The 22,135-nt window shown below is 70.8% G+C and carries 18 protein-coding genes and 1 pseudogene; 9 read left to right on the top strand and 10 right to left on the bottom strand.

From position 1 onward, the window contains the following. Positions 1-9: 9 nt before the first annotated feature. The 6 genes from pgl to tkt all read right to left on the bottom strand — a co-directional run bounded on the left by pgl (position 10) and on the right by tkt (position 8,274). On the bottom strand, positions 10-783 hold the full coding sequence (gene pgl, locus OG884_RS31730) for a 6-phosphogluconolactonase (RefSeq protein WP_326639002.1): 774 nt from the start codon (positions 781-783) through the stop codon (positions 10-12). A 55-nt stretch (positions 784-838) separates the two neighbouring features. Beyond that, entirely contained in the window at positions 839-1,750 is a 912-nt protein-coding gene (locus tag OG884_RS31735; RefSeq protein ID WP_326639004.1) for a glucose-6-phosphate dehydrogenase assembly protein OpcA, read from the bottom strand. Next, on the bottom strand, positions 1,751-3,322 hold the full coding sequence (gene zwf / locus OG884_RS31740; protein ID WP_326647053.1) for a glucose-6-phosphate dehydrogenase: 1,572 nt from the start codon (positions 3,320-3,322) through the stop codon (positions 1,751-1,753). 109 nt (positions 3,323-3,431) lie between these two features. Further along, positions 3,432-5,063: a glucose-6-phosphate isomerase gene (locus tag OG884_RS31745; RefSeq protein ID WP_326639006.1), complete on the bottom strand. Its 1,632-nt coding sequence runs from the start codon at positions 5,061-5,063 to the stop codon at positions 3,432-3,434. An 8-nt stretch (positions 5,064-5,071) separates the two neighbouring features. Next, on the bottom strand, positions 5,072-6,175 hold the full coding sequence (tal, locus tag OG884_RS31750) for a transaldolase (protein ID WP_326639008.1): 1,104 nt from the start codon (positions 6,173-6,175) through the stop codon (positions 5,072-5,074). Next, positions 6,172-8,274, bottom strand: a complete 2,103-nt coding sequence (tkt, locus tag OG884_RS31755) for a transketolase (protein WP_326639010.1) — start codon at positions 8,272-8,274, stop codon at positions 6,172-6,174. The genes tal and tkt overlap by 4 nt, the downstream gene beginning before the upstream one ends. Before the next feature lie 383 nt (positions 8,275-8,657). Between tkt and OG884_RS31760 the strand changes: the two genes are divergently transcribed. Then, complete coding sequence (locus tag OG884_RS31760; protein WP_326639012.1) at positions 8,658-9,611, top strand: heme o synthase; 954 nt, start codon at positions 8,658-8,660, stop codon at positions 9,609-9,611. A 312-nt stretch (positions 9,612-9,923) separates the two neighbouring features. Then, a complete protein-coding gene (locus OG884_RS31765; RefSeq protein ID WP_326639014.1) occupies positions 9,924-11,189 on the top strand; it encodes a PrsW family intramembrane metalloprotease in 1,266 nt (421 codons plus the stop codon). Positions 11,190-11,356: 167 nt separating this feature from the next. On the opposite strand, the gene OG884_RS31770 is transcribed toward OG884_RS31765, so the two are convergent. After that, on the bottom strand, positions 11,357-12,349 hold the full coding sequence (locus OG884_RS31770) for a COX15/CtaA family protein (RefSeq protein ID WP_326639016.1): 993 nt from the start codon (positions 12,347-12,349) through the stop codon (positions 11,357-11,359). 73 nt (positions 12,350-12,422) lie between these two features. Here OG884_RS31770 and OG884_RS31775 point away from each other — a divergent pair. The 6 genes and pseudogenes from OG884_RS31775 to OG884_RS31800 form a co-directional block, all read left to right on the top strand. Beyond that, positions 12,423-12,731: pseudogene (locus OG884_RS31775) on the top strand (proline racemase family protein); the annotation flags it as partial. Positions 12,732-13,061: 330 nt separating this feature from the next. Then, positions 13,062-14,237 (top strand): branched-chain amino acid ABC transporter substrate-binding protein, encoded by a 1,176-nt coding sequence (locus tag OG884_RS31780; RefSeq protein ID WP_326639019.1) that lies wholly within the window; start codon positions 13,062-13,064, stop codon positions 14,235-14,237. Then, positions 14,234-15,127: a branched-chain amino acid ABC transporter permease gene (locus OG884_RS31785; protein ID WP_326639021.1), complete on the top strand. Its 894-nt coding sequence runs from the start codon at positions 14,234-14,236 to the stop codon at positions 15,125-15,127. The genes OG884_RS31780 and OG884_RS31785 overlap by 4 nt, the downstream gene beginning before the upstream one ends. After that, entirely contained in the window at positions 15,124-16,086 is a 963-nt protein-coding gene (locus tag OG884_RS31790; RefSeq protein WP_326639022.1) for a branched-chain amino acid ABC transporter permease, read from the top strand. Before OG884_RS31785 ends, OG884_RS31790 begins: the two co-directional genes overlap by 4 nt. Beyond that, positions 16,083-17,006, top strand: coding sequence for an ABC transporter ATP-binding protein (locus OG884_RS31795; RefSeq protein ID WP_326639024.1), 924 nt, complete (start codon positions 16,083-16,085; stop codon positions 17,004-17,006). Before OG884_RS31790 ends, OG884_RS31795 begins: the two co-directional genes overlap by 4 nt. After that, complete coding sequence (locus OG884_RS31800; protein ID WP_442811570.1) at positions 16,999-17,706, top strand: ABC transporter ATP-binding protein; 708 nt, start codon at positions 16,999-17,001, stop codon at positions 17,704-17,706. Before OG884_RS31795 ends, OG884_RS31800 begins: the two co-directional genes overlap by 8 nt. A gap of 44 nt (positions 17,707-17,750) precedes the next feature. Here the strand turns inward: OG884_RS31800 and OG884_RS31805 are convergent, their stop codons facing one another. From OG884_RS31805 to OG884_RS31815, 3 genes are all read right to left on the bottom strand, one after another. Beyond that, positions 17,751-18,653: an EamA family transporter gene (locus OG884_RS31805; RefSeq protein ID WP_326639028.1), complete on the bottom strand. Its 903-nt coding sequence runs from the start codon at positions 18,651-18,653 to the stop codon at positions 17,751-17,753. Between the two features lie 187 nt (positions 18,654-18,840). Further along, the gene (locus OG884_RS31810; RefSeq protein WP_326647054.1) at positions 18,841-19,557 is read right to left on the bottom strand and encodes an ABC transporter permease; all 717 of its coding nucleotides are present in this window, start codon (positions 19,555-19,557) and stop codon (positions 18,841-18,843) included. Positions 19,558-19,679: 122 nt separating this feature from the next. Next, positions 19,680-20,588 carry an ABC transporter ATP-binding protein gene (locus OG884_RS31815; RefSeq protein WP_326639030.1) on the bottom strand — a complete coding sequence of 303 codons (909 nt, stop codon included), beginning with the start codon at positions 20,586-20,588 and terminating at the stop codon, positions 19,680-19,682. Positions 20,589-20,835: 247 nt separating this feature from the next. On the opposite strand from OG884_RS31815, the gene OG884_RS31820 reads away from it, so the two are divergent. Next, entirely contained in the window at positions 20,836-22,074 is a 1,239-nt protein-coding gene (locus OG884_RS31820; RefSeq protein WP_326639033.1) for a multidrug effflux MFS transporter, read from the top strand. The last annotated feature ends 61 nt before the right edge of the window (positions 22,075-22,135 follow it).

Consider the following 22,135-nt stretch of genomic DNA (forward strand, 5'->3'; position numbering starts at 1 on the left):
CGCGAGTGATCAGGGGGAGGAGATCCGGCCCAGCGAAGAGGGGATCTTGGAGGCGGCGGCCCGGTCCAGCAGGAAGAGGGTTCGCCGGCTACCTCGGGCGCCGGCCGCGGGGACCTGCATCGTTCCCGAGTCCGACAGCGCCAGCCGCACCGCTCCGGCCTTCTCCTCACCGGCGGCGATCACCCACACGTCGCGGGCGCCCTGGATGACCGGCATCGTCAGCGAGACGCGGGTGGGCGGCGGCTTGGGCGAGCCGTGCACCGCCACCACCGGGCGGGTGTCGTACAGGGCGGGCATGCCGGGAAAGAGCGAGGCCACATGGCCGTCCGGACCCATGCCGAGCATCATGAGGTCGAACGACGGCGCCGGGCCGTGGTCCTCGGGGCGAGAGGCCCTGCGAAGCTCCTCGGCGTAGGCGTCGGCCGACTCCTCGGCGGTCATGCCCGAGTCGGGGCCGCGCATCACGTGCACCCGCTCGGGGTCGACGTCCACGTGGTCCAGCAAGGCCTTGCGGGCACCGGTCTCGTTGCGCTCGGGGTCGCCGGTCGGCAGGAAACGCTCGTCGCCCCACCAGATGTCCACCTTGCGCCAGTCGACGGCGTCCCTGGCCGGGGAGGCGGCGATCTCGGCGAGGGTGGCGAGGCCGACGGTGCCGCCGGTCAGGACCAGATGGGCCGAGCCCTTGGCGGACTGGGCGTCGATGGCGCGGATGATCACCCGGGCGGCGACGGCCTTGGCGAGCACGTCGGCGTCGCGATGGATGATCACAGTGGGAACGCTCACGGAACTTCTCTTTCGAAAGGAGGCGCCCCGCGGCAGGCCGCGGGGCGCTCACGGCTCAAGACTTGCGGGTCCGGGCGAGCCGCTGGATCGCGGACGCGTAGATCTCGTCGGGGTCCAGCCGCCGCAGTTCCTCGGCGAGCAGGTCCGCCGTCGGGCGCCGGGTCAGTGCGACCCGGCGGTCCGGCTGGCCGGGGCGCGCAAGCATGGCCTGACGGCCGTCGCCCCGGGTGATGGCTATGTCGCCCTCACCCGAGACCAGCTTGACGGCGGTCAGGCCCGGCCCGGGAGAGTCGGAGACCTTCATGGACGCGCTGAGGCGATCCCCGAGCCAGGCCGCCAGCAGCAGGGCGCTGGCATGGCCGGCCGCGGCCTCCACCGTGCCCCGCTTGACCTTGCCCACCGGCTGGTCGAACGCGGCGGCCAGCAGGCTCCGCCACGTCGTCAGCCGGGTCCAGGCCAGGTCGGTGTCGCCGGGCACGTAACCGCGGGCCCGGCTGATGATCGCCTTGACCGAGTCGGGCGCGGACCGCGCGTCGACGATGCGGCGCTGGGCCAGCATGCCGATCGGATCCGCGGCCGGGACCTCGGGGCACTCGCTGGGCCACCAGGCGACCACCGGGGTGTCGGTGAGCAGCAGCGGGCTGACCACCGAGTCGGCGTGCCTGGTCAGCTCCCCGTACAGGCGGAGCAGTATCACCTCGCCCGGGGTCGACTCGCCGAACCGGATCTCGGCGTCGAGCCGGTTGGGCTCGTGCGGGTCGCGAGGAATGACGACCAGTATCCGGGAGGGATGCTCCCTGGCCGCCTCGGTCGCCGCCCGGAGCGCGTCGTACTGGTCGCTCTCGCCACAGACCACCACCAGGGTCAGCACCATGCCGACCGCCGGGGTGCCCATCTGGTGGCGCAGGTGGGTGAGCTGGGAGGAGATCTTCGAGGCGGTCGTGCCGCTGAGCATGAAGCTGGTCATCTACAGCCGCCTCCAGGCGCGCCCGTCGCGGGCCATCATCTCGTCGGCCGAGGCCGGCCCCCAGGTGCCCGCGGGATACTCCTCCGGCGGGCCCTGGCGGCTCCAGAAGTCCTCGATCGGATCGAGGATCCTCCAGGACAACTCGACCTCGCGTTGGTGCGGGAAGAGCGGCGGGTCGCCGATCAGCACGTCAAGCAGCAGCCGCTCGTAGGCCTCGGGAGAGGACTCCATGAACGACTCGCCGTAGGCGAAGTCCATCGAGACGTCCCTGACCTCCATCGCGGTGCCCGGCACCTTGGAGCCGAACCGAACCGTGATGCCCTCGTCCGGCTGCACCCGGATGACCAGGGCGTTCTGCCCCAGGATCTCGGTGTCGTCCTTGCTGAACGGCAGGTGCGGCGCGCGCTGGAACACCACGGCCACCTCGGTGACCCGGCGGCTGAGCCTTTTGCCGGTGCGCAGGTAGAACGGCACCCCCGCCCAGCGCCGGTTGGCGATCTCCAGCTTGATGGCGGCGTAGGTCTCGGTGATCGAGTCGGGCGGGATGCCCTCCTCCTGCGTGTAGCCGATGACCGGCTCGCCGCCCTGCCAGCCGGCCCCGTAGCGGCCGCGCGCGGTGGCCGGCGACAGGTCGGAAGGCAGCCGCACCGCCTTGAGGACCTTCTCCTTCTCCCTGCGCAGCGAGTCGGCTCCGAACGACGTCGGATCCTCCATGCCGACCAGGGCCAGCAACTGCAGCAGGTGGTTCTGGATCACGTCGCGCGCCGCGCCGATGCCGTCGTAGTAGCCGGCCCGGCCGCCGATGCCGATGTCCTCGGCCATCGTGATCTGCACGTGGTCGACGTAACCCCGGTTCCAGATCGGCTCGAACAGGTTGTTGGCGAACCGCAGCGCCAGGATGTTCTGGACGGTCTCCTTGCCCAGGTAGTGGTCTATGCGGAACACCGAGCTCTCCGGGAAGACCGCGCTGGTGATCGCGTTGAGCTCCTGGGCGCTCCGCAGATCGTGCCCGAAGGGCTTCTCGATCACCACCCGGCGCCAGGAACCCTTGGGGCCGTCCGCCAGGTTGGTCCGCTTCAGCTGCTGGACCACGACGGGGAAGAACTTCGGCGGCACCGACAGGTAGAAGCCGTAGTTGCCGCCGGTGCCCCGGGTCTCGTCGATCTCCTTGAGCATCATCGCCAGCGCGTCGAAGGCGCCGTCGTCGGTGAACTCGCCGCGGCAGAAGAAGATGCCCTCCGACAGCTGCTTCCAGACCTCCTCGCGGAACGGCGTGCGCGCGTGTTCCTTGACGGCGTCGTGGGCCAGCTGCGCGAAGTCCTGGTCCTCCCAGTCACGGCGGGCGAAACCCACCAGGGAGAAGCCCGGGGGCAGCAGCCCCCGGTTCGCCAGGTCGTAGATCGCCGGCAGCAGCTTCTTACGTGCCAGGTCGCCGGTCACGCCGAACAGCACCAGCACGCACGGCCCCGCCACGCGCGGCAGGCGCTTGTCGCGCGGGTCGCGCAGCGGGTTGGACTCGATCAGGGCCTCGGTGATGCCGGCGGTCGAGGCGGCGGTGGCCGTGGTGGCCATGTCCACCGCCCCCTCGTGCGCGATGCCCGTCGTGGTGAGCTCTCCCGCCTGGGCCTGGTCGGCCTGTGGCGGGGAGTTCTCCCTGCTCATTCGAACCTCCGGCGGCACATCAGACCTCCCGTGAGGCGGCGAGCAGGTGAGCGACACCGGCGACGCGGTCGGTCAGGTGCAGCCGCACGGCGGGGCGCCCTCGGCTGGTCAGGGCGCCCAGGTCGCCCAGCGCCTGGGCGAGCTGGAGGCGGCCCAGGGTGTAGGGCTTGCCGGGAACCTCCAGGTCGTTCTCGACGACCCCGGTGATCTGCAGGAACACCCCGTTCTGCGGGCCTCCCTTGTGGTACTGGCCGGTGGAGTGCAGGAAACGGGGGGCCCACCCGAAGGTGACCGGTCGCTCGGTGCGGACCGCGAGCCTCCCGCGGAGCGTGGCCGGATCGGCCTCGCTCCACACGTCCGTCATCTCCTCGAACGAGGCGCCCTCGGGGTACGGGGCGTCGAAGGCCGCCTCCCGGTCGAGGTAGGCCATCACCGCGAGGTAGCCGTCGGAGGGGACCGCCTCCAGCAGCCCGGTGAGCACGTCGGACAGGTCCTTGGGAGCCTCCGCGCCCGGCGGCAGTTCGCCGTAGACCTCCACCGGGCCGTCGACGAGGATCGGCGTGCCGACCGGCAGCTCGCTCCGGTCGAGCAGCTTGGCGGTGTTCTCCTTGGACTCGGCCACGTTCGGCTGGTTGAACGGGTCGATGCCCAGGACGCGCCCGGCGACGGCCGTGGCGTACTCCCAGACGAGGAACTGCGCGCCCAGCGGGCCGGCGACGGTCACCACGCCGTCGGTGTCGATCCCGACGAGCAGCTCGTCGTCGGCGTCGCCGGGGTCGGCGCCCACGACGGGCAGGATGCCCTTGCCGGACTTACCGGTGGACTCGGCGACCAGCTGCTCGATCCAGTCGGGCAGACCGTTGATCTCCGACAGGCCGTCCTCGATCACGAGCTTGTCGCGCCCGGCGACCGCCGCCGCCCCCAGGGCGGCGCCCAGGTCGAGACCGGGGTTGCCCTCCGAGCGCGACAGCAGCGGCAGCACCTCGGCGGCGTCGTCGAGCAGCCGCTCGACGTCGGCGCCGGCCAGCGCGCTGGGCACCAGCCCGAACGCCGTCAGGGCGCTGTAGCGGCCGCCCACGGTCGGGTCGGCCAGGACCACCCGGTAACCCGCCTCGCGGGCGCTGAGCTCCAGCGGCGAGCCCGGGTCGGTGATGACGACGATCCTTGTCGCCGGGTCGACTCCGGCGTCGCGGAAGGCCTTCTCGTAGATCCGCCGGTGGCTGTCGGTCTCGACGGTGCCGCCGCTCTTGCTGGCGACGACCAGGAGCGTGCTCTCCAGCCGGTCCTCCAGCGCGCGGCGCACCTGGCCGGGATCGGTGGTGTCGAGCACGGTCAGCGGTACGTCGGCGGAGCCGGTGATGACCTCGGGAGCGAGGGAGGAGCCGCCCATGCCCGCCAGGACCACGTGGTCCAGGCCCTCGGCGCGGGCCCACTCCACCAGCTCGCCGATCTCACCGAGCAGCTGCCTGCTCGTCAGCGGGAGGTTGAGCCAGCCGAGGCGGACGGCCGCCTCGGGCTCGGCCTCCGGGCCCCACAGCGTGGGGTCGCCGGCGGCCAGGGACTGGGGGACCCCCTCGGAGGCGAGCCGGCCGATCGTTTCGGAGGCCTGCTCGGTGAGGTCGTCCCCGCCGAATGTTACGGACATTGACATGTGTTCCCTCATGCCTTCTTCAGCTCGGTGGCGACGGTCGCCAGAAGCTCGGTCCAGGAGGCCTCGAACTTGTCCACGCCGTCCTCCTCCAGGAACCTCACGACGTCGTCGTAGTCGATGCCGATCTCCTTGAGCGCGGCCATGGTGTTCCAGGCGTCCTCGTAGGAGGGGCGGACCGTGTCACCGGTGATCCTGCCATGGTCGGCCGTCGCCTCGAGGGTCTTCTCCGGCATCGTGTTGACGGTGCCGGAGGTGACCAGCTCATCGACGTAGAGGGTGTCGGGGTAGTCGGGGTTCTTCGTACCGGTGGAGGCCCACAGGGGGCGCTGCGGCCGGGCTCCGGCCAGGGCCAGCGCCTGCCAGCGCGGGGACTCGACGACCTCCTCGAAGGCGGCGAAGGCCAGCCGGGCGTTGGCGAGCGCGGCCTTGCCCTTCAGCGCCAGGGCCTCGGGGGTGCCGATCTTGTCCAGGCGCTTGTCGATCTCGCCGTCCACCCGGCTGACGAAGAACGAGGCCACCGACTCGATGGCCGACAGGTCAAGGCCCTTGGCCTTGGCCTGCTCAAGGCCGCTCAGCCAGGCGTTCATCACGGCGCGGTAGCGCTCCAGGGAGAAGATCAGCGTGACGTTGACGCTGATGCCCTCGGAGATCGCCTGGGTGATCGCGGGCAGGCCCTCGGCGGTGGCCGGGATCTTGATGAACAGGTTGGGCCGGTCGACCATCCACCACAGCGCGCGCGCCTCGGCGACGGTCTTCTCCGTCTCCCTGGCCAGGCGCGGATCGACCTCGATCGACACCCGGCCGTCCACGGTGCCGCTGGCGTCGTAGACCGGCCGCAGCACGTCGGCGGCCCAGCGGATGTCGTAGGTGGTGATGGCGCGCACCGCCTCCTCGACGTCGACACCGCGGATCTTCAGATCGTGCAGCTGGGTGTCGTAGGCGTCGCCTTTGCTCAGCGCGGAGGCGAAGATCGTCGGGTTGGAGGTGACCCCGACCACCTGCCGGTCGCGGATCAGCGACTGGAGATTGCCGGTACGCAGGCGCTCGCGGCTGATGTCGTCCAGCCAGATGGAGACGCCCTGCTCGGAGAGTTTCCTCAGGATCTCACTCATGATCGGTTTCCTGTCGTCTCGCCCTTGTCGGCTCCGGCCTTGGCGAGGCTCGCCTTGGCTGCGGCGACCACGCGCTCAGCGGTCAGGCCGAACTGCTCGTAGAGGGTCTTGTAGGGAGCCGAGGCACCGAAGTGCTCCAGGCTGACCACCGCGCCCTCATCTCCAACGAACTCCCGCCAGCCCATCGCGATTCCCGCCTCCACCGCCACGCGCGCGCGGACCGAGGGGGGCAGCACCGTCTGCCGGTAGGCCGCGTCCTGGGCGTGGAACCACTCCACGCACGGCATCGAGACGACCCGGGTGGCGATGCCCTCCGCCTCCAGGATCTCGCGGGCCTCGACGGCCGGCTCGACCTCCGAGCCGGTGCCGATCAGGACCACCGCGGGCTGCCCGTTGGAGGCCTCCCGCAGGATGTAGCCGCCACGGGCGACCTTCGTCGCGTCGCGGGTGCCCTCGTAGACCGGCAGGTTCTGGCGGGTCAGCGCCAGCGCGGCCGGGCGGTCGTTGTGCTCCAGCACGACCTGCCATGCGGCGGCGGTCTCGTTGGCGTCGGCGGGGCGGACCACGTCGAGACCGGGGATGGCGCGCAGCGCCCACAGGTGCTCGACGGGCTGGTGCGTCGGGCCGTCCTCGCCCAGGCCGATGGAGTCGTGCGTCCACACGTAGGTGACCGGCAGCTTCATCAGCGCCGCCAGCCGCACGGCCGGGCGCATGTAGTCGCTGAAGACCAGGAACGTGCCGCCGTAGGGGCGGGTGCCGTTGTGCAGCGCGATGCCGTTGAGGATCGCCCCCATGCCGTGCTCGCGGATGCCGAAGTGCAGCGTGCGGCCGTAGGGGTTGCCGGGGAAGTCCTTGGTCTGGAACTCCTCGGGGATGAAGGACGGCTCGCCCTTCATCGTGGTGTTGTTGGACTCGGCCAGGTCGGCCGAGCCGCCCCACAGCTCGGGCAGCACCGGCGCGAGGCTGTTGAGCACCTCACCGGAGGCCTTGCGGGTGGCGATGGAGGCACCGGCCTCGAAGACCGGCAGCGCCTCGGTCCAGCCCGCGGGAAGCCGCCGCGCGGAGATGCGGTCGAACTCGGCGGCCCGCTCGGGGTTGGCCTCGCGCCAGCTCTGGTAGAGCTTGTCCCACTCGGCCCGCACGGCGTGGCCGCGCTCGACGACCTTGCGGGAGTGCTCCAGGACCTCGGCGGGGACGTCGAAGTTCTTGGCCGGGTCAAGACCCAGGACCTTCTTGGTGGCGGCGACCTCGTCGGCGCCCAGCGCCGAACCGTGGATCTTGCCGGTGTTCTTCTTGTTGGGGGCGGGCCACCCGATGATCGTGCGCAGCCGGATGAACGACGGCCTGCCGGTCTCGGCGCGGGCGGCCTCCAGCGCCTGGTGCAGCGCCTCGACGTCCTCGACGTAGTCGCCGCCTCGCGTCCAGTCGACGGTCTGGGTGTGCCAGCCGTACGCCTCGTAGCGCTTGACGACGTCCTCGCTCAGCGCGATCTGGGTGTCGTCCTCGATCGAGATGTGGTTGCTGTCGAAGATGACGGTCAGGTTGCCCAGCCTCTGGTGGCCCGCGAGGGCGCTGACCTCGTGGCTGACGCCCTCCTCGATGTCCCCCTCGGAGGCGATGCACCAGATGTTGTGGTCGAACGGGCTCGCGCCCTGCGCCGCGTCCGGGTCGAACAGGCCGCGCTCGCGGCGGGCGGCCATGGCCATGCCGACCGCGTTGCCCAGGCCCTGGCCCAGTGGCCCCGTGGTGGTCTCGACGCCCACGGTGTGGCCGTGCTCGGGGTGGCCGGGGGTCAGGCTCTCCCACTGGCGCAGAGCCTTGAGATCGTCCAGGCTCAGGCCGTAGCCCGACAGGTAGAGCTGAATGTAGAGGGTCAGACTGGTGTGGCCGGCCGAAAGGACGAACCGGTCACGGCCCACCCAGGAGGGGTCTGACGGATCGTGCCGCATCACCTGCTGGAACAGCAGGTACGCGGCGGGCGCCAGGCTCATCGCGGTGCCCGGGTGACCCGAGCCCGCCTTCTCGACCGCATCCATGGCCAGGGCTCGTACGACATCGACCGCGCGGCGGTCCAGGTCGCTCCATTCAAGGGCTGGCACGAGTTCGCTGCTCAACTGCTCGGTCTCCGGATCTAATAGTGTGATGGTGGCGCCGGTCTGGTATTTCCCGCCCACATTGGACCCTAACGGTTTCGGCCGCGTTAGCTGAGTACAGGCCAGCGCTCCGGGCTTCGGGGCGGGGAAGGTTTGCGCGAAAGTGCCTGCCAGGGTGCAAGCGTGCCTTAACCGTCCGCGTTCCGCTCGGCGGTCGGCGCGTTTCCGCGGCACGGCGGGTGTCGCCTCGTGAGGCTTCCGCACCCCGTGCCGGGACCGGCCCCCCCTGCAACTACAGTGAGTCCTCAAGACTGGCTGGTGCCCGCATCCATGGATCCGCTCTAATCAGAGGTTACGCGTTGACCCCGCACGTGCTGGAAGCGCCTTAGATGGTGCTCACCGACAACCAATCGACGGTCCCGCCCGAGGCGGGCACGGCCGCAGGCGCCGTGCCTCGCTCCTTCGGTGACGTCGTGAAGGCGTACGTCGCCCTCACGAAGCCGCGGATCATCGAACTGCTGCTGATCACGACGCTCCCGGTGATGTTCCTGGCGGCCAAGGGCCTGCCGCCGCTGTGGATCGCCGTCAACACCCTGGTGTTCGGCACCCTGTCGGCCGGCAGCGCGAACGCCCTGAACTGCTACATCGACCGTGACATCGACGCGGCCATGCGCCGCACCCGGCGCCGCCCGCTCGCCCGCGACCTGGTGCCGCCGACCAACGCGCTGATCTTCGGGATCATCCTCGGGGTGCTGTCGACCCTTGGCCTCGGGCTGACCGTGAACTGGCTCGCCGCCGGACTGTCGCTGGCCGCGAACCTGTTCTACGTGCTCGTCTACTCGATGATCCTCAAGCGGCGGACCTCGCAGAACGTGGTGTGGGGGGGCCTCGCGGGCTGCATGCCGGTGCTGATCGGCTGGGCGGGTGTCACCGGCAGCCTCGCCTGGGCTCCCGTGGTGCTCTTCGGCGTGGTGTTCTTCTGGACGCCTCCGCACACCTGGACCCTGGCCATGCGCTACAAGGAGGACTACGCCGCGGCGAAGGTCCCCATGCTCCCGGTGGTGGCCACCGAGCGCCGGGTGGTGCTGGAGAGCATCGTCTACACCTGGGCCACGGTGCTCTGCTCGCTGCTGCTGTGGCCGGTGGCCGGAACCACCCTTCTCTACCCCGCCGTCGCCGTCGTCCTCGGCGCCGCCTGCCTGTGGGAGGTTCACCGCCTCCTCGGCCGGGTCAACGCGGGCAAGACCGGTGTCGACCTGCGCCCGATGCGCTTCTTCCACTGGTCCAACGCCTACCTGGCACTGCTGTTCCTGGCCGTCGCGATCGACTCGATGTTCGTCTGAGTCCTCCCGCGAATACGCTCTCCTGCCACATGCCCGTTTCCGCGTCTCCTGTGAGGGGGAGACGTCTCCCGGGTGGGGAACACGTTTTCTTTGCCGGCCCGGGCCGGGCCTGGTCGTGGGGAGGGTAGCTCATGGTCGTCGGAAAACCTCAGGAGCCGGATCACGGCTCCGGTTCCGTGACCGTTCCAGCACTCGGTATGGTCTCCGGATCCGGGGCGTGCAGGTCTGGCCGCCAGGCGCGGATCGCAGACCCTCGCGCTGGAATATCCCGGTTTGATTCGTGGGGTGGAAGTCAGCGGTTACGGTTGCCTCATGGCCAGCCGTGACCCCCGGTGGGTGCTCAAGGACCGTCCGTCGCTCGCGCTGATCACCGGGCTCGTCCTGACGGGGCTGTGCGGCCTGGTGTCGCTCTCCTTCGACGTGCTGAACGGCGACCCGGTCTACTTCTTCATCGCCCTGATCCTCGCGCTGGCGCCTGTCCCCGTGCTGCTGGCCGCGGTGCTGGCCCTCGATCGGATCGAGCCGGAGCCGCGCGGCAACCTGATCTTCGCGTTCGCCTGGGGAGCCGGCGTGGCGGTCCTGGTCGCCGGGGTGATCAACTCCTTCAACCTCGTCTACATCGAGAACGCCGCCGGGCTCGGCTACGACTACGCGCGCAACATCGCCGCCACGTTCGGTGCCCCCGTGGTCGAGGAGACGATGAAGGGCCTGGTCCTGCTGGGCCTGCTCAAATTCAGGCGCGCGGAACTCGACGGGCCCACCGACGGCATCATCTACGCCTGCATGGTCGGCCTCGGCTTCGCCATGAGCGAGAACGTCAGCTACTACGTGGCCGCGCTCGACGACATGGGCGCGCAGGGCCTGGCGGTGACCGTCGTGCTGCGCGGGATCCTCTCACCGTTCGCCCACCCGCTTTTCACCTCCATGATCGGCGTCGCGGTGGCCTACGCGGCGCAGCGCCGGGGGCCTGGCCGGATCTTCGTCATCGCCGCCGGATGGATCGGCGCGATGCTGCTGCACGGCATCTGGAACGGCTTCGCCTCCTATGTCGGCATCGCCGGCCTGGCCATCGCCTACCTGCTGCTGATGATCGTGCTGTTCGTGCTGATCTGGATCATCTTCCGCGACCGCAAGCGGATCATCGGGCTCATCCAGACCTACCTGCCCGCCTACTGGGCGACGGGGCTGGTGTCCTCGTACGACATCGCGATGCTCTCCTCCCTGCCGGGGCGCCGCCATGCCCGGCAGTGGGCCAGGACCAACGGAGGCAGGATGGGACTGCGGGCGATGAGTGACTACCAGCTCGCGGCCACCGAGCTGGGCCTGCTCCACGAGCGGGCCAGGGGCCACGTGATCGACGAGCGCACGTTCAACGAGGAGCAGCGGGCGTTGCTGGAGTGCATGGCCGCCTCCCGCGCCCAGTTCCCCCCGCAGCCACCGCCGCCGCTGCCGTCTCCCGGCGGAGGCGACCTCCCGCCGGGGTACGGATCCGGTGCCCGGCCACCGGGCGGCTCGCCGTACCCGCAGGGGGGCGCCTCCTCGCGGCCGTTCCCCGGGCACGGCATCCGCCCTGACTGAGCGCGACCCGAACGCGGCGTGTTCCCTCCGGGGCAGTGAACGCGGCGTTCCCTCCGGGGCAGTGAACGCGGCGTTCCCTCCGGGGCAGTGAACGCGGCGTTCCCTCCGGGGCAGTGAACGCGGTGCGTTCCCTTCGGGGGTCAGTGAACGCGGCGTTCCCGCCGGGGTCAGGCCGGGACCCGGTCGAGCTCGTTCGCGTTCCCGACGGCCGTAGTGCCCGCCGGGCCGCGCGAGCGTGTCGCGAACACCAGCCGCAGCGTGTAGACCCAGACCAGGGCCGAGCCGAGCACGTGGAGGTTGACCAGGGTCGCGGGCACGCCCAGGAAGTACTGGACGTATCCGATTCCCCCCTGCGCCACCTCCACGCCGAGCAGCGTCCAGGCGGCGCGCCGGGCGTGCCCGGGCGCGTCGGTGATATGCAGCGCGAACGCCAGTGCGAAGGTGAGGCCGACCACCACGTAGGCGACGTCGGCGTGGATCCTCGCCACGGTCTCGATGTCGAAGTCGAACCTGGAGGCCATCGCGTCCCCGGAGTGCGGCCCGGTGCCGGTCACCACCACGCCCATGACGAGCAGGACGAACACGGCGGCGGTGAGCACGAAACCGAGCGTGCGGACGTGGCGGTGGACCAGGCGCAGCGGTGGGCCCGCGCCCTCGCCGGAGCGGGCGTACAGCGCGTACGCCGCGGCGATCATGCCGATGGAGACCAGGAAGTGCACGCTCACGGTGACCGGGTTGAGCGCGGTGCGCACGACCAGGCCGCCCCAGAGACCCTGCACGGCCACGCCGATCGGCTGCAGCCAGGCCAGCCTGACCAGATCGGGGCGGCGGGGCAGCAGCCGCAGGGCGGCGAACAGGCAGGCCAGGCCGACGGCGAGGACCAGGAAGGTCAGCAGCCGGTTGCCGAACTCGATCGCCATGTTGATCGGCGAGATGTCGTCGTGGACCACCGGGATGAAGCTGTCCGGCGTGCACCTGGGCCAGGTGGGGCAGCCCAGGCCGGAGCCGGTGACCCGCACCGCGGCGCCCGTCACCGTGATGCCGATGTTGACCGCCACCGACGCCAGCGCCCAGCGGCGCAGCGTGAGGGAGGTCGGCGGCCCCACGATCCACGTCAGTCTCGCGGCCTGCCGGCGGGTCTGGTCAAGGAGGTGCTTCACGGCTCACATGCTAGGTGGCGAGGGCTGCGGTCCCGTCGCGGACCCCTGGTGCCGACGCCGGTACGGAGGCTCGGGCTCCGACGCCCGGCACTCGCGGCACGCGATGGCGATCCACCCGGGCTGGTTCGACCGCTCGCCCTGCGGCACCGGCACCAGCGCCAGGATGGCCCAGCCGCACGCCAGGGACGAGCTCGGCCTGGACACCGATTTCGTGAACGAGTCGTTCATCGGCACCCGGTTCGTCGGGCGGCTCGTCGGGGAGACGGAGGTGGCGGGTCTGCCCGCGGTGGTCCCCGCCGTCACCGGGCGGGCGTGGATCACCGGCACCGCCCAGTATTTTCTCGACCCCCGCGACCCGTTTCCCGCGGGTTTCCTCCTCTGAACCGCTGACACGCCGACCTGACCTGACCGGCGGCCCTGACCGGCGGCCCTGACCTGCCGGTCTCCGACCGGCCGGCCTGAGGTCGGCCGCGCCGGGCCTGAAGGTCGGCTGCACCAGGCCTGAGGTCGGTTGTATCCGGCCTGAGGCCGGCCGCGCCGGGCCCGAACAGCGAGGATGCCGCCCTCTCCGACTCCGATGGCGATTCGTTTACCGATGGGCCGCGGCTTGCGGAAGAAGCGATGTCCTAACGCCAACGATCTTTTTGGGTCTTGACGTGTCCTCCGAACTACACGTGCAATGTCACACGTCGCCAGATGTGAGGAGCAGCACATGCGTGCCATCCCCCTGAAATCCTTCACGTCGCTGGCCGTTCTCGGCCTCCTGGTCACCGGGTGTGGCCAGGGACTGCTCGGTGGTGGTGACGGCGCCGGGCAGACCGCCGCCGGAAAGGACGAGCCGATCGTCCTCGGCATGCTGATCCCGCAGTCGGGCAGCGAGGCCGCCACCGGTCCCTATATGAGCAACGCGGCGCAGCTCGCGATCGACGAGATCAACGCCAAGGGCGGCGTGCTCGGCCGCAAGCTGGAGCTGAAGACCGCCGACGACGCCTGTGACGCCCAGTCGGCCGCCGCCGGCGCCAACAAGCTGGTCACCGAGGGAATCGACGTCTCGGTGGGCGGCTACTGCTCCGGTGCGACGCTCCCCACCCTGCCGATCTTCGGAAAGGCCGGCATTCCCATGATCATTCCGGCTGCCAACTCCCAGGAACTGGTCGACCAGAAGCTCAAGCACGTCTTCCTGATCAACGGCACCGGCTCCCAGCAGGCCGCGGCCGCGGAGAAGTGGATCACCAAGCAGGGGTCCAGGAGCGTCGCGCTGATGCACGACAACACCAGCTACTCCAAGGACATCGCGCTGCGCACCCAGGCCCTGCTGGAGGCCCCGGGCGGGGCCGAGGCGGCGATCACCGAGGCGGTCACCCCGAAGGAGAGCGACTACAGCGCCAACATCACCAACGTGCTGGCCAAGAAGCCCGACTTCGTCTACTGGACCGGTTACTTCCAGGAGGGCGGCCTGATCGCGCGCCAGCTCCGGCAGGCCGGGTACAAGGGTTCCATCATGGTCGGCGACGGCTCGGTCTCTCCCAAGCTGGTCGAGATCGCCGGAGCCGAGGCCGCCGAGGGCCTCTACGCCACGATGACCCAGACCCCCGACACCCTGGAGGGCGCCGAGGGCTGGATCGACGCCTACAAGAAGAAGTACGGCGCCGAGCCGGGCCCGTACTCCAACCAGGCCTACGACGCGGTGCGACTGGCCGCGGAGGCGGTCACCAAGGCGGGCGCCACCGACGGAACCAAGGTCATCGCGGCGCTTGAGGCGATCGACGGCTTCCCGATGTTCTCCGGGCCGCTGAAGTTCACCCCCGAACACACCCTGGCCAACGGCGGCTTCCAGATCCTCGTCGTCAAGGGCGACAGGTTCGCCCTGCAGGACTCCCTGAAGTGACGCAACTCATCTGGAACGGGCTTTTCGTCGGCTCGTTCTACGCCCTGGTGGCCCTGGGTTACAGCATGGTCTACGGGATCATCAAGCTGCTCAACTTCGCCCACGGCGACCTGTACATGCTCGGCGCGTTCGCCGGCTTCGCCATCCTCGGCGCGGTCGGCGGCGTGTCCTCCGCCATGGCCCTGCCGCTGCTGCTCGCGGTGCTCCTGGCGACCATGGTCGTCACCGGCCTGGCCGGGGTGGCGCTGGAGCGGATCGCCTACCGGCCGCTACGCCGCGCCCCGCGGCTGTCCCTGCTGATCACCGCCGTCGGCGCCTCCTTCGCACTGGAGTACGGGATGCGCGCGATGGCCGGGGCCGACCCCCGGGTCTACCCGGTGCGGCTGGGCGGTACCTCGCTGGAGGTCCTCGGTGCCAGGATCACCCTGCAGCAGCTCGTCCTGATCGGCGTGGCGGTGCTCCTCATGGCCGGGCTCAACCTGCTGGTCACCCGGACCCGTGAGGGCAGGGCGATGCGGGCCATCGCGCTGGACCCGCGCACCAGCGCGCTGATGGGCATCGACGTCAACGCGGTGATCTCCCGCGCCTTCTTCGTCGGCTCGGCTCTGGCGGGGGCCGCGGGCGTGATGGCGGGGGCCTACTACGGGAAGATCGACTTCATGATGGGCTTCCTGATCGGCCTCAAGGCCTTCACGGCGGCGGTCATCGGCGGCATCGGCAACATCCCCGGCACCATGCTCGGTGGCCTGCTCCTCGGGCTGCTGGAGTCGTTCGGCACGTTCTGGCTGGGTGGCGAGTGGCGCGACGTGTTCGCCTTCGGGGTGCTGATCCTGTTCCTGACGGTGCGGCCCACCGGCCTGCTCGGCGAGCGCGTGACGGAGCGCGTGTGACCGAGACCAAGGTCCGCCGTCTCGGCACGGACCGGCCGCCCAGCAGAATGTCGAGGCTGCTGCAGAACCGCTGGGCCGGGCTGGCCGGACTGCTGGTCGCGCTGCTCGCACCCTTCGTCGACGCCACGCCGTACGCGCTGTCGGTCATGACCAGCGCGGCCATCGCGGTGATGCTCGCCGCCGGTCTGAACATCGTGGTCGGCTACTGCGGCCTGCTCGACCTGGGCTACGTCGCCTTCTTCGCGGTCGGCGCCTACACCAGCGGGGTGCTGGCCACCCACCTGGAGTTGCCGCTGCTCGCCACGGTGCCCGCCGTGATCGTGGTCACCGTCGTAGCCGGGATCGTCATCGGCGCGCCGACGCTGCGGCTGCGCAGTGACTACCTCGCCATCGTGACGCTCGGCTTCGGTGAGATCATCCGGATCACCGCCAACAACCTGGACGTCACCGGCGGACCCTCGGGCATCTACGGCATCCCGCACCTGGTCGAGGGCCCGGTGGCCTTCTACTACCTTACGGTGGCCGTCGTCTCGCTGGCCGTCCTCGGCGCGGCCAGGCTGGGCCGCTCCCGCCTGGGCCGGGCCTGGCGCTTCGTCCGCGAGGACGAGGACGCGGCCGAGGCGATGGGCGTGCACACCTACCGGGTCAAGCTCGCCGCCTACGTCGCGGGGGCGGTCTGGGGCGGCCTGGCCGGGGTGCTGTTCGCCGCGCACCTGTCGGCCGTCTCGCCGGGCAGCTTCACCTTCCTGTCGTCGGCGCTGGTACTGATGGCCGTGGTCCTCGGCGGCATGGGCTCGGTGCCCGGCGTCGTCGTCGGAGCCGTCGTGATCAGCATCCTGCCGGAGATCCTGCGCGACCTCGCCGACTACCGGTTCTTCCTTTTCGGTGTCCTGCTCATCGCCTTCATGCTCCTGCGCCCGCAGGGGCTCTGGCCGGCCCGTTCCAAGGAGGTCCCTTGAGCCTGCTGACCGTGGCCGACCTGCGCCTGTCCTTCGGCGGGCTGGTGGCCATCGACGGCCTGTCGTTCTCGGTGGGCGAGGCGGAGATCGTCTCCGTGATCGGGCCCAACGGGGCGGGCAAGACATCGGCCTTCAACTGCGTCACCGGCTTCTACCGGCCCACCTCGGGCCGGATCACCCTGCGCGGAAGGGACCTGCCCGGGCTGCGGCCCTCGGCCATCGCGGGCCTGGGCGTCGCGCGGACCTTCCAGAACCTGCGCCTGTTCGGCGAGCTGTCGGTCCTGGACAACGTGCGCGCCGGATCGCACCTGTGGTTGCGCCAGAGCGTCCTGGACGCCCTGCTGCACACCCCGCGCTACCGGCGCTCCGAGCGCGAGTGCACCGAGCAGGCACACCACTGGCTGGACTTCGTCGGCCTGCGCGGCGACCGGTACGGGCAGGCCAGAGCCCTGCCCTACGGCGAGCAGCGTCGCACCGAGATCGCCCGCGCCCTGGCCCGCCGGCCCGACCTGCTGCTGCTGGACGAGCCCGCGGCCGGGCTCAACCACGGGGAGAAGGCCGAGATGCTCGACCTGATCCGGCGCGTCCAGGCGCTCGGCGTGGCCATCGTGCTCATCGAGCACGACATGGGCCTGGTCATGGAGGTCTCCGAGCGCGTGGTCGTGCTCAACTTCGGCAGGGAGATCGCCGACGGCCGCCCCGAGGACGTCCGGCGCGACCCGGCGGTCATCGAGGCGTACCTCGGCGGCGACCCCGCCGCCTCGCCGGGGAAGACCGCAGGGAAGACCGCAGGGAAGACTGTGGGAAAGACTGTGGGGAAGACCGCGGGGAAGGACGCAGGGAAGACCGCGGGGAAGGACGCCCTCGGGAAAGACAGTGCGGGGACAGAGGACCCGGCCGGGAGTGACGCGAATGCTTGACATCGACGGGCTGGACGTCCACTACGGCGGCGTGCACGCCCTGCGCGGCCTGTCCCTGGGCGTCGCCGAGGGCGAGATCGTCGCCCTGCTGGGCAACAACGGCGCGGGCAAGACCACCACGCTGGCCGCGGTCTCGGGGCTGCTGCGGCCCAGCGGCGGCAGGGTGGTCTTCGACGGCAGGGAGATCACCGGCCGGAAGCCGCACAGGATCACCGCCCGCGGCCTGGTGCACGTCCCCGAGGGCCGCAGGATCTTCAGCACGCTCAGCGTCCACGAGAACCTCCAACTGGGCGGTTACCTGGTCCGTGACCAGGCGGAGATCCGCAGGCGGATCGAGCACGTGTACGAGCTGCTGCCCCACCTGGCCGAGCGGCGCGCCCAGCAGGGGGGCACGCTGTCGGGCGGCGAGCAGCAGATGCTCGCCATCGGCAGGGCGCTGGTCACCGGGCCCCGGCTGCTGCTGCTGGACGAGCCGTCCATGGGCCTGGCGCCGCTGGTGGTCGCCTCGGTCATGAAGCTCATCGCGGGTATCAACGCCGAGGGCACCTCGGTGCTGCTCGTCGAGCAGAACGCCGTCGCCGCCCTCGGAATCGCCCACCGCGGATACGTGATCGAGAACGGCGAGTGCGCCCTCGACGGGCCCGCCGCCGAGCTCCGCCGGGACCCCCGGGTGGTCGAGGCCTACCTCGGCGGGGTCTGAGGAGGCGGGAGGGCCGATCGACGTAGTGGCGCGGCCGGCGGAGGTCAGCGCGAGCCGCGGGTGGCGCCGACGCTGGCGATGACCACGCAGCCGATGGCGGCCCACTCGCGCACCTGGAGCACCTCGCCCAGCACCAGCAGGCCGACCAGCGCGGCCGCCGCGGGCTCCATGCTCATCAGGATGCCGAAGACCCGCTTGGGCATCCTGCGCAGGGCCTCCAGCTCTATCGAGTAGGGGATGACCGACGACAGCAGGCCCACCCCGACGCCGATCAGCAGCAGTTCGGGCCGGAGCAGGTCGGCGCCGCCCGAAGCGATCCCGAAGGGGGCGATCAGCACGAAGGAGAGGATCATCGCCAGGGAGAGGCCGGTCGCCCCGGGGAAGCGCCGGCCGACCGAGGCCGCCAGCAGGATGTAGCCGGCCCAGCAGACCCCCGCGACCAGGGCGAAGGCGATTCCGGCCCAGCTGATCCTGGACGCCGACGTGCCCCACGGGGCCAGCAGCAGCACACCGGAGGCTGCGAGCACGACCCAGAGCAGGTCGAGGCGGCGGCGTGATGCCGCCACCGCGACACCGAGCGGCCCGAGGAACTCGATCGCCACCGCGATGCCCATGGGCAGCCGGGCCAGCGCCTCGTAGAACGACAGATTCATCACGCCCAGCGTCAGGCCGAAGGCCGCGCCCACCGCGAGGTCCTTCCGGGTCAGCCCTTTCAGCCGGGGCCTGGCGATCACTCCCATGATCAGCGCACCCGTCGCGATCCGCAGGAACACCACGGCACTCGGCGGCAACTGGGAGAACAGGTCCTTGGCGAAACCCGCGCCCACCTGTACCGACAGGATGGCCAGCAGCACCAGCCCGGATGGCGGGATGGCATCGGAGGCGGCCCTCAGCAGCGCTCCCGGTCTGCGGGGCTCAGCGGGCCCGTGCAGGGCTTCGGCGGTCACGACACTCCTTGTGCCAGGCACGAAATAGTTAATGGCACCTTACTGATCGGGGCTCCCGCTTTCAGTGATGTCCGCGGTATGAGACGGGCTCGCGAAAGAGGAGGCACTATGTGACAGGCCGTTATGAGACGGGCCGTTATGAGATGGGCCGTTATGAGATGGGCCGTTACGAACCGGAAAAGTCAGTTCATTCCCAGCGGAAGGTCCGCGAGGTCAGGAAGAGCGACACCGCCGCCCACGCCGCGAGGACCGCCAGGGCGGTGAGCGGCGGCCCCGCCCCCTCGCTCAGGACCGCGCGGAGCCCCCCGCTCAGCGCGGAGATCGGCAGCGACTCCAGCACCGGCCGTACCGACTCGGGGAACCTCGCCAGCGGGAAGGCGATCCCGCCGCAGGCGAGCAGGACCAGGTAGACGAGGTTCGCCGCGGCGAGCGTCGCCTCGGCACGCAGCGTGCCGGCCATCAGCAGGCCGAGCCCGCTGAACGCGGCGGTGCCCAGCACGACCAGCAGCAGCACCGCGAGCGGCGAGCCCGCCGGGCGCCAGCCCAGGGCGAGCGCCACCCCGCAGATGACCGTGACCTGGATGACCTCCACGGCGATCACCGCGAGCGTCTTGGCCAGCATCAGACCGGTCCGCGACAGCGGGGTCGCGCCCAGCCGCTTCAGCACGCCGTAGCGGCGCTCGAAGCCCGTCGCGATGGCCTGCCCGGTGAAGGCGGTGGACATCACGGCCAGCGCGAGCACCCCGGGGGCGACGAAGCCGATCCGGGAACCGCCGCCCACGTCGATGATCGGGGCGACCGAGAGGCCGACGAGCAGCAGCACCGGGATGATCATCGTGAGCAGCAGCTGCTCGCCGTTGCGGAGCATCGCCTGGATCTCCGCGCCCGCTTGGGCCGCCACCATCCGGTGCAGCGGCGCGGCTCCGGGGGCCGGGGTGAGGTCCAGGGTGGTCAAACGGCTCTCCTGTGCTCTGGCTCGGGCCGCGCCCGGATCCGTGCGTGGTGAAGGGGTGGGGGCCGGGGGCGTCAACGGAGCTCGCGCCCGGTCAGCTCCAGGAAGACGTCTTCCAGGGTACGCCGCTCGATGCTGAGATCGTCGGTGCTCACACCCTCGGCGGCGCACCAGGTCGTCACGGTGGCCAGCAGGCCGGGCGCTACCTGACCCTCGATGATGTAGTGCCCCGCCGGCGACTCCTTGGCCGAGCTGCCGTCGGGCAGCGCGGCGAGCAACTCGTCCAGGCAGAGCCCGGGGCGGGCGCGGAAGCGCAGCTGCCGCTCGGCGCCGGTGAGGGAGGAGGGCGTGCCCTCGGCGACCACCCTGCCACGGTCGATGATCACGATCTGGTCGGAGAGTTTCTCCGCCTCGTCCATGTGGTGGGTGGTGAGCACCACCGAGACCCCGCTCGCGCGCAGGTCACGCACCAGCTCCCAGCAGGCGTGCCTGGCCTGCGGGTCCAGGCCCGCGGTCGGCTCGTCGAGAAAGACCAGTTCGGGCCGGCCGATGACCGCTCCGGCCAGCGACACGCGCTGCTGCTGGCCGCCGGAGAGCCTCCGGTACGGGGTGCGGGCGTGCTCGGTCAGCCCCAGCCGTTCCAGCAGCGCCGCGGGGTCGAGCGGGTGGGCGTGGAAGCGGGCCATCAGCCGCAGCCACCGCCCGCAGCGGGTCGCCGGGGGAACGCCGCCCGCCTGGAGCATCACGCCGACCCTGGCCCGCAGTTCCGGCCTGGACGGATCGAGCCCGAGCACCTTCACACTGCCGCCGTCGGCCCGGCGGAATCCCTCGCAGATCTCCAGGGTGGAGGTCTTGCCGGCCCCGTTGGGGCCCAGCACGGCGGTGACCGCGCCTCGGGCGGCGTTGAAGGTCAGGCCGTCGATCGCGGTCGTTCCGCCGTATCTCTTGACCAGATCGACGATCTCGACGGCTGGGGATTCCATGGCCACGAGTTTAGGGACTGCGGTCACCGGTCACGTTCTCGGATCACGCGTCCGGGTCGCTCAGCACCGGCCCGGAGTTCCGGCCCCGGCCCGCCGGACGCTCCCAACGGTCTTTCGCTGATCAGCGCTTTGGGATTCTTTCCCGGAAATTTCCGTAATCAAGGAATTCGGATGACCTGTCGATGGTTGGGACGCTTCGGCCCCTGTGGGCCCATCGTGGCCTGCGATCAAAAGGGGAGTAACGGGTATGACCGCGGTCGTCGGCGAGTCGTCGGAGGTGGCGCCGAGCACGCGGCGCAGGGGGCTGCTGCTGATCATACTGGGCGCGCTTTCCGCGATCGGCCCCCTGTCGATCGACATGTATCTGCCGGCCTTCCCCGCCATCGCCGCCGACCTGGGCAGCGGGCAGGCGCAGGTGCAGCTCACCCTCACCGCCTGCCTCATCGGGGTCTCCGTCGGGCAGGTCATCGCCGGCCCGCTCAGCGACATGCGCGGCCGACGGGGGCCGCTGCTGTTCGGCATCTCCGCCTACGCCGTCGCCTCACTGCTGTGCGCCTTCTCGCCCTCGGTGTACGGGCTGGTCGGGTTACGCCTGCTCCAGGGCATCGCGGGCGGCGCCGCGCTGGTGATCGTCCGCGCGGTCGTCCGGGACCTGTACGAGGGGGCGGCCATCGCCCGCATCTTCGCCACCCTCATGCTCGTGACCGGCCTCGCGCCGATCCTGGCCCCGATCGCGGGCGCGCAACTGCTCAACCACACCTCCTGGCGGGGCGTCTTCGTCGCGCTGAGCGTCTCCGGCCTGCTGCTGCTGGCCGCCGCGCTGTCCGGGGTGCGCGAGACGCTCCCCGTGGACCAGCGCGAGGGCGGGGGGCTGCGGCACACCCTCGTCACCTTCTGGCACCTGCTCGGCGACCGGTCCTTCATGGCCTCCGCCCTGGCGGGAGGCCTGGGCTTCGCGGGCATGTTCGCCTACATCTCCGGGTCGCCCTTCGTGCTCCAGGAGGTCTACGGCACCTCGGCGCAGACCTTCTCCCTGGTGTTCGGCCTGAACGCCCTGGGCCTGACCATCACCGCGCAGATCGGCGGGCGCCTCGCCGGGCGCCGGGTGGACCCCGCCCGGCTGGTCCTCATCGGGCTGTTCACCAGTCTGGCCGGGGGCGTGACGCTGCTCGTCACGGCGCTGCTCCAGCTGCCCCTGCCGGTGCTGGTCGCCGCCCTGTTCGTGATCATGTGCGGTGCGGGCTTCGTCATGCCCGGCAGTGCCGCGCTCGCCCTGGCCGGCCAGCCCCCGCAGATCGCCGGGAGTGCCGCCGCGCTGACAGGCGTGCTGCAGTTCGCGCTCGGCGCGCTCGCCGCACCGCTGGTGGGTCTGGGGGGCGAGGGCTCGGCCCTGCCGATGGCCGTCGTCCTGGCCGCCTTCACCCTTGCCTCGCTTGTCGCCTTCACCGGGCTGCGAAGGGGCGCGCGGAATGTTTCCGCAGGTTAGGTAAGGCTTGCCTGCGTGACAAATCGCATTTGGGGCGACTGAGCATTCGTTTGTAACTCGG

It is taken from the genome of Streptosporangium sp. NBC_01755 (assembly GCF_035917995.1).
Lineage (GTDB): Bacteria > Actinomycetota > Actinomycetes > Streptosporangiales > Streptosporangiaceae > Streptosporangium.

Bases quoted from the DNA above. Each gene is read 5' to 3' on its own strand.
- OG884_RS31760 (WP_326639012.1), top strand. From the start codon at position 8,658: ATGGTGCTCACCGACAACCAATCGACGGTCCCGCCCGAGGCGGGCACG.
- OG884_RS31745 (WP_326639006.1), bottom strand. From the start codon at position 5,063: ATGTCAATGTCCGTAACATTCGGCGGGGACGACCTCACCGAGCAGGCC.
- OG884_RS31810 (WP_326647054.1), bottom strand. From the start codon at position 19,557: ATGGTGGCGGCCCAAGCGGGCGCGGAGATCCAGGCGATGCTCCGCAAC.
- OG884_RS31820 (WP_326639033.1), top strand. From the start codon at position 20,836: ATGACCGCGGTCGTCGGCGAGTCGTCGGAGGTGGCGCCGAGCACGCGG.
- OG884_RS31780 (WP_326639019.1), top strand. From the start codon at position 13,062: ATGCGTGCCATCCCCCTGAAATCCTTCACGTCGCTGGCCGTTCTCGGC.
- OG884_RS31735 (WP_326639004.1), bottom strand. From the start codon at position 1,750: ATGACCAGCTTCATGCTCAGCGGCACGACCGCCTCGAAGATCTCCTCC.
- tal (WP_326639008.1), bottom strand. From the start codon at position 6,175: ATGAGTGAGATCCTGAGGAAACTCTCCGAGCAGGGCGTCTCCATCTGG.
- OG884_RS31815 (WP_326639030.1), bottom strand. From the start codon at position 20,588: ATGGAATCCCCAGCCGTCGAGATCGTCGATCTGGTCAAGAGATACGGC.
- zwf (WP_326647053.1), bottom strand. From the start codon at position 3,322: ATGGCCACCACGGCCACCGCCGCCTCGACCGCCGGCATCACCGAGGCC.
- OG884_RS31800 (WP_442811570.1), top strand. From the start codon at position 16,999: ATGCTTGACATCGACGGGCTGGACGTCCACTACGGCGGCGTGCACGCC.
- OG884_RS31765 (WP_326639014.1), top strand. From the start codon at position 9,924: ATGGCCAGCCGTGACCCCCGGTGGGTGCTCAAGGACCGTCCGTCGCTC.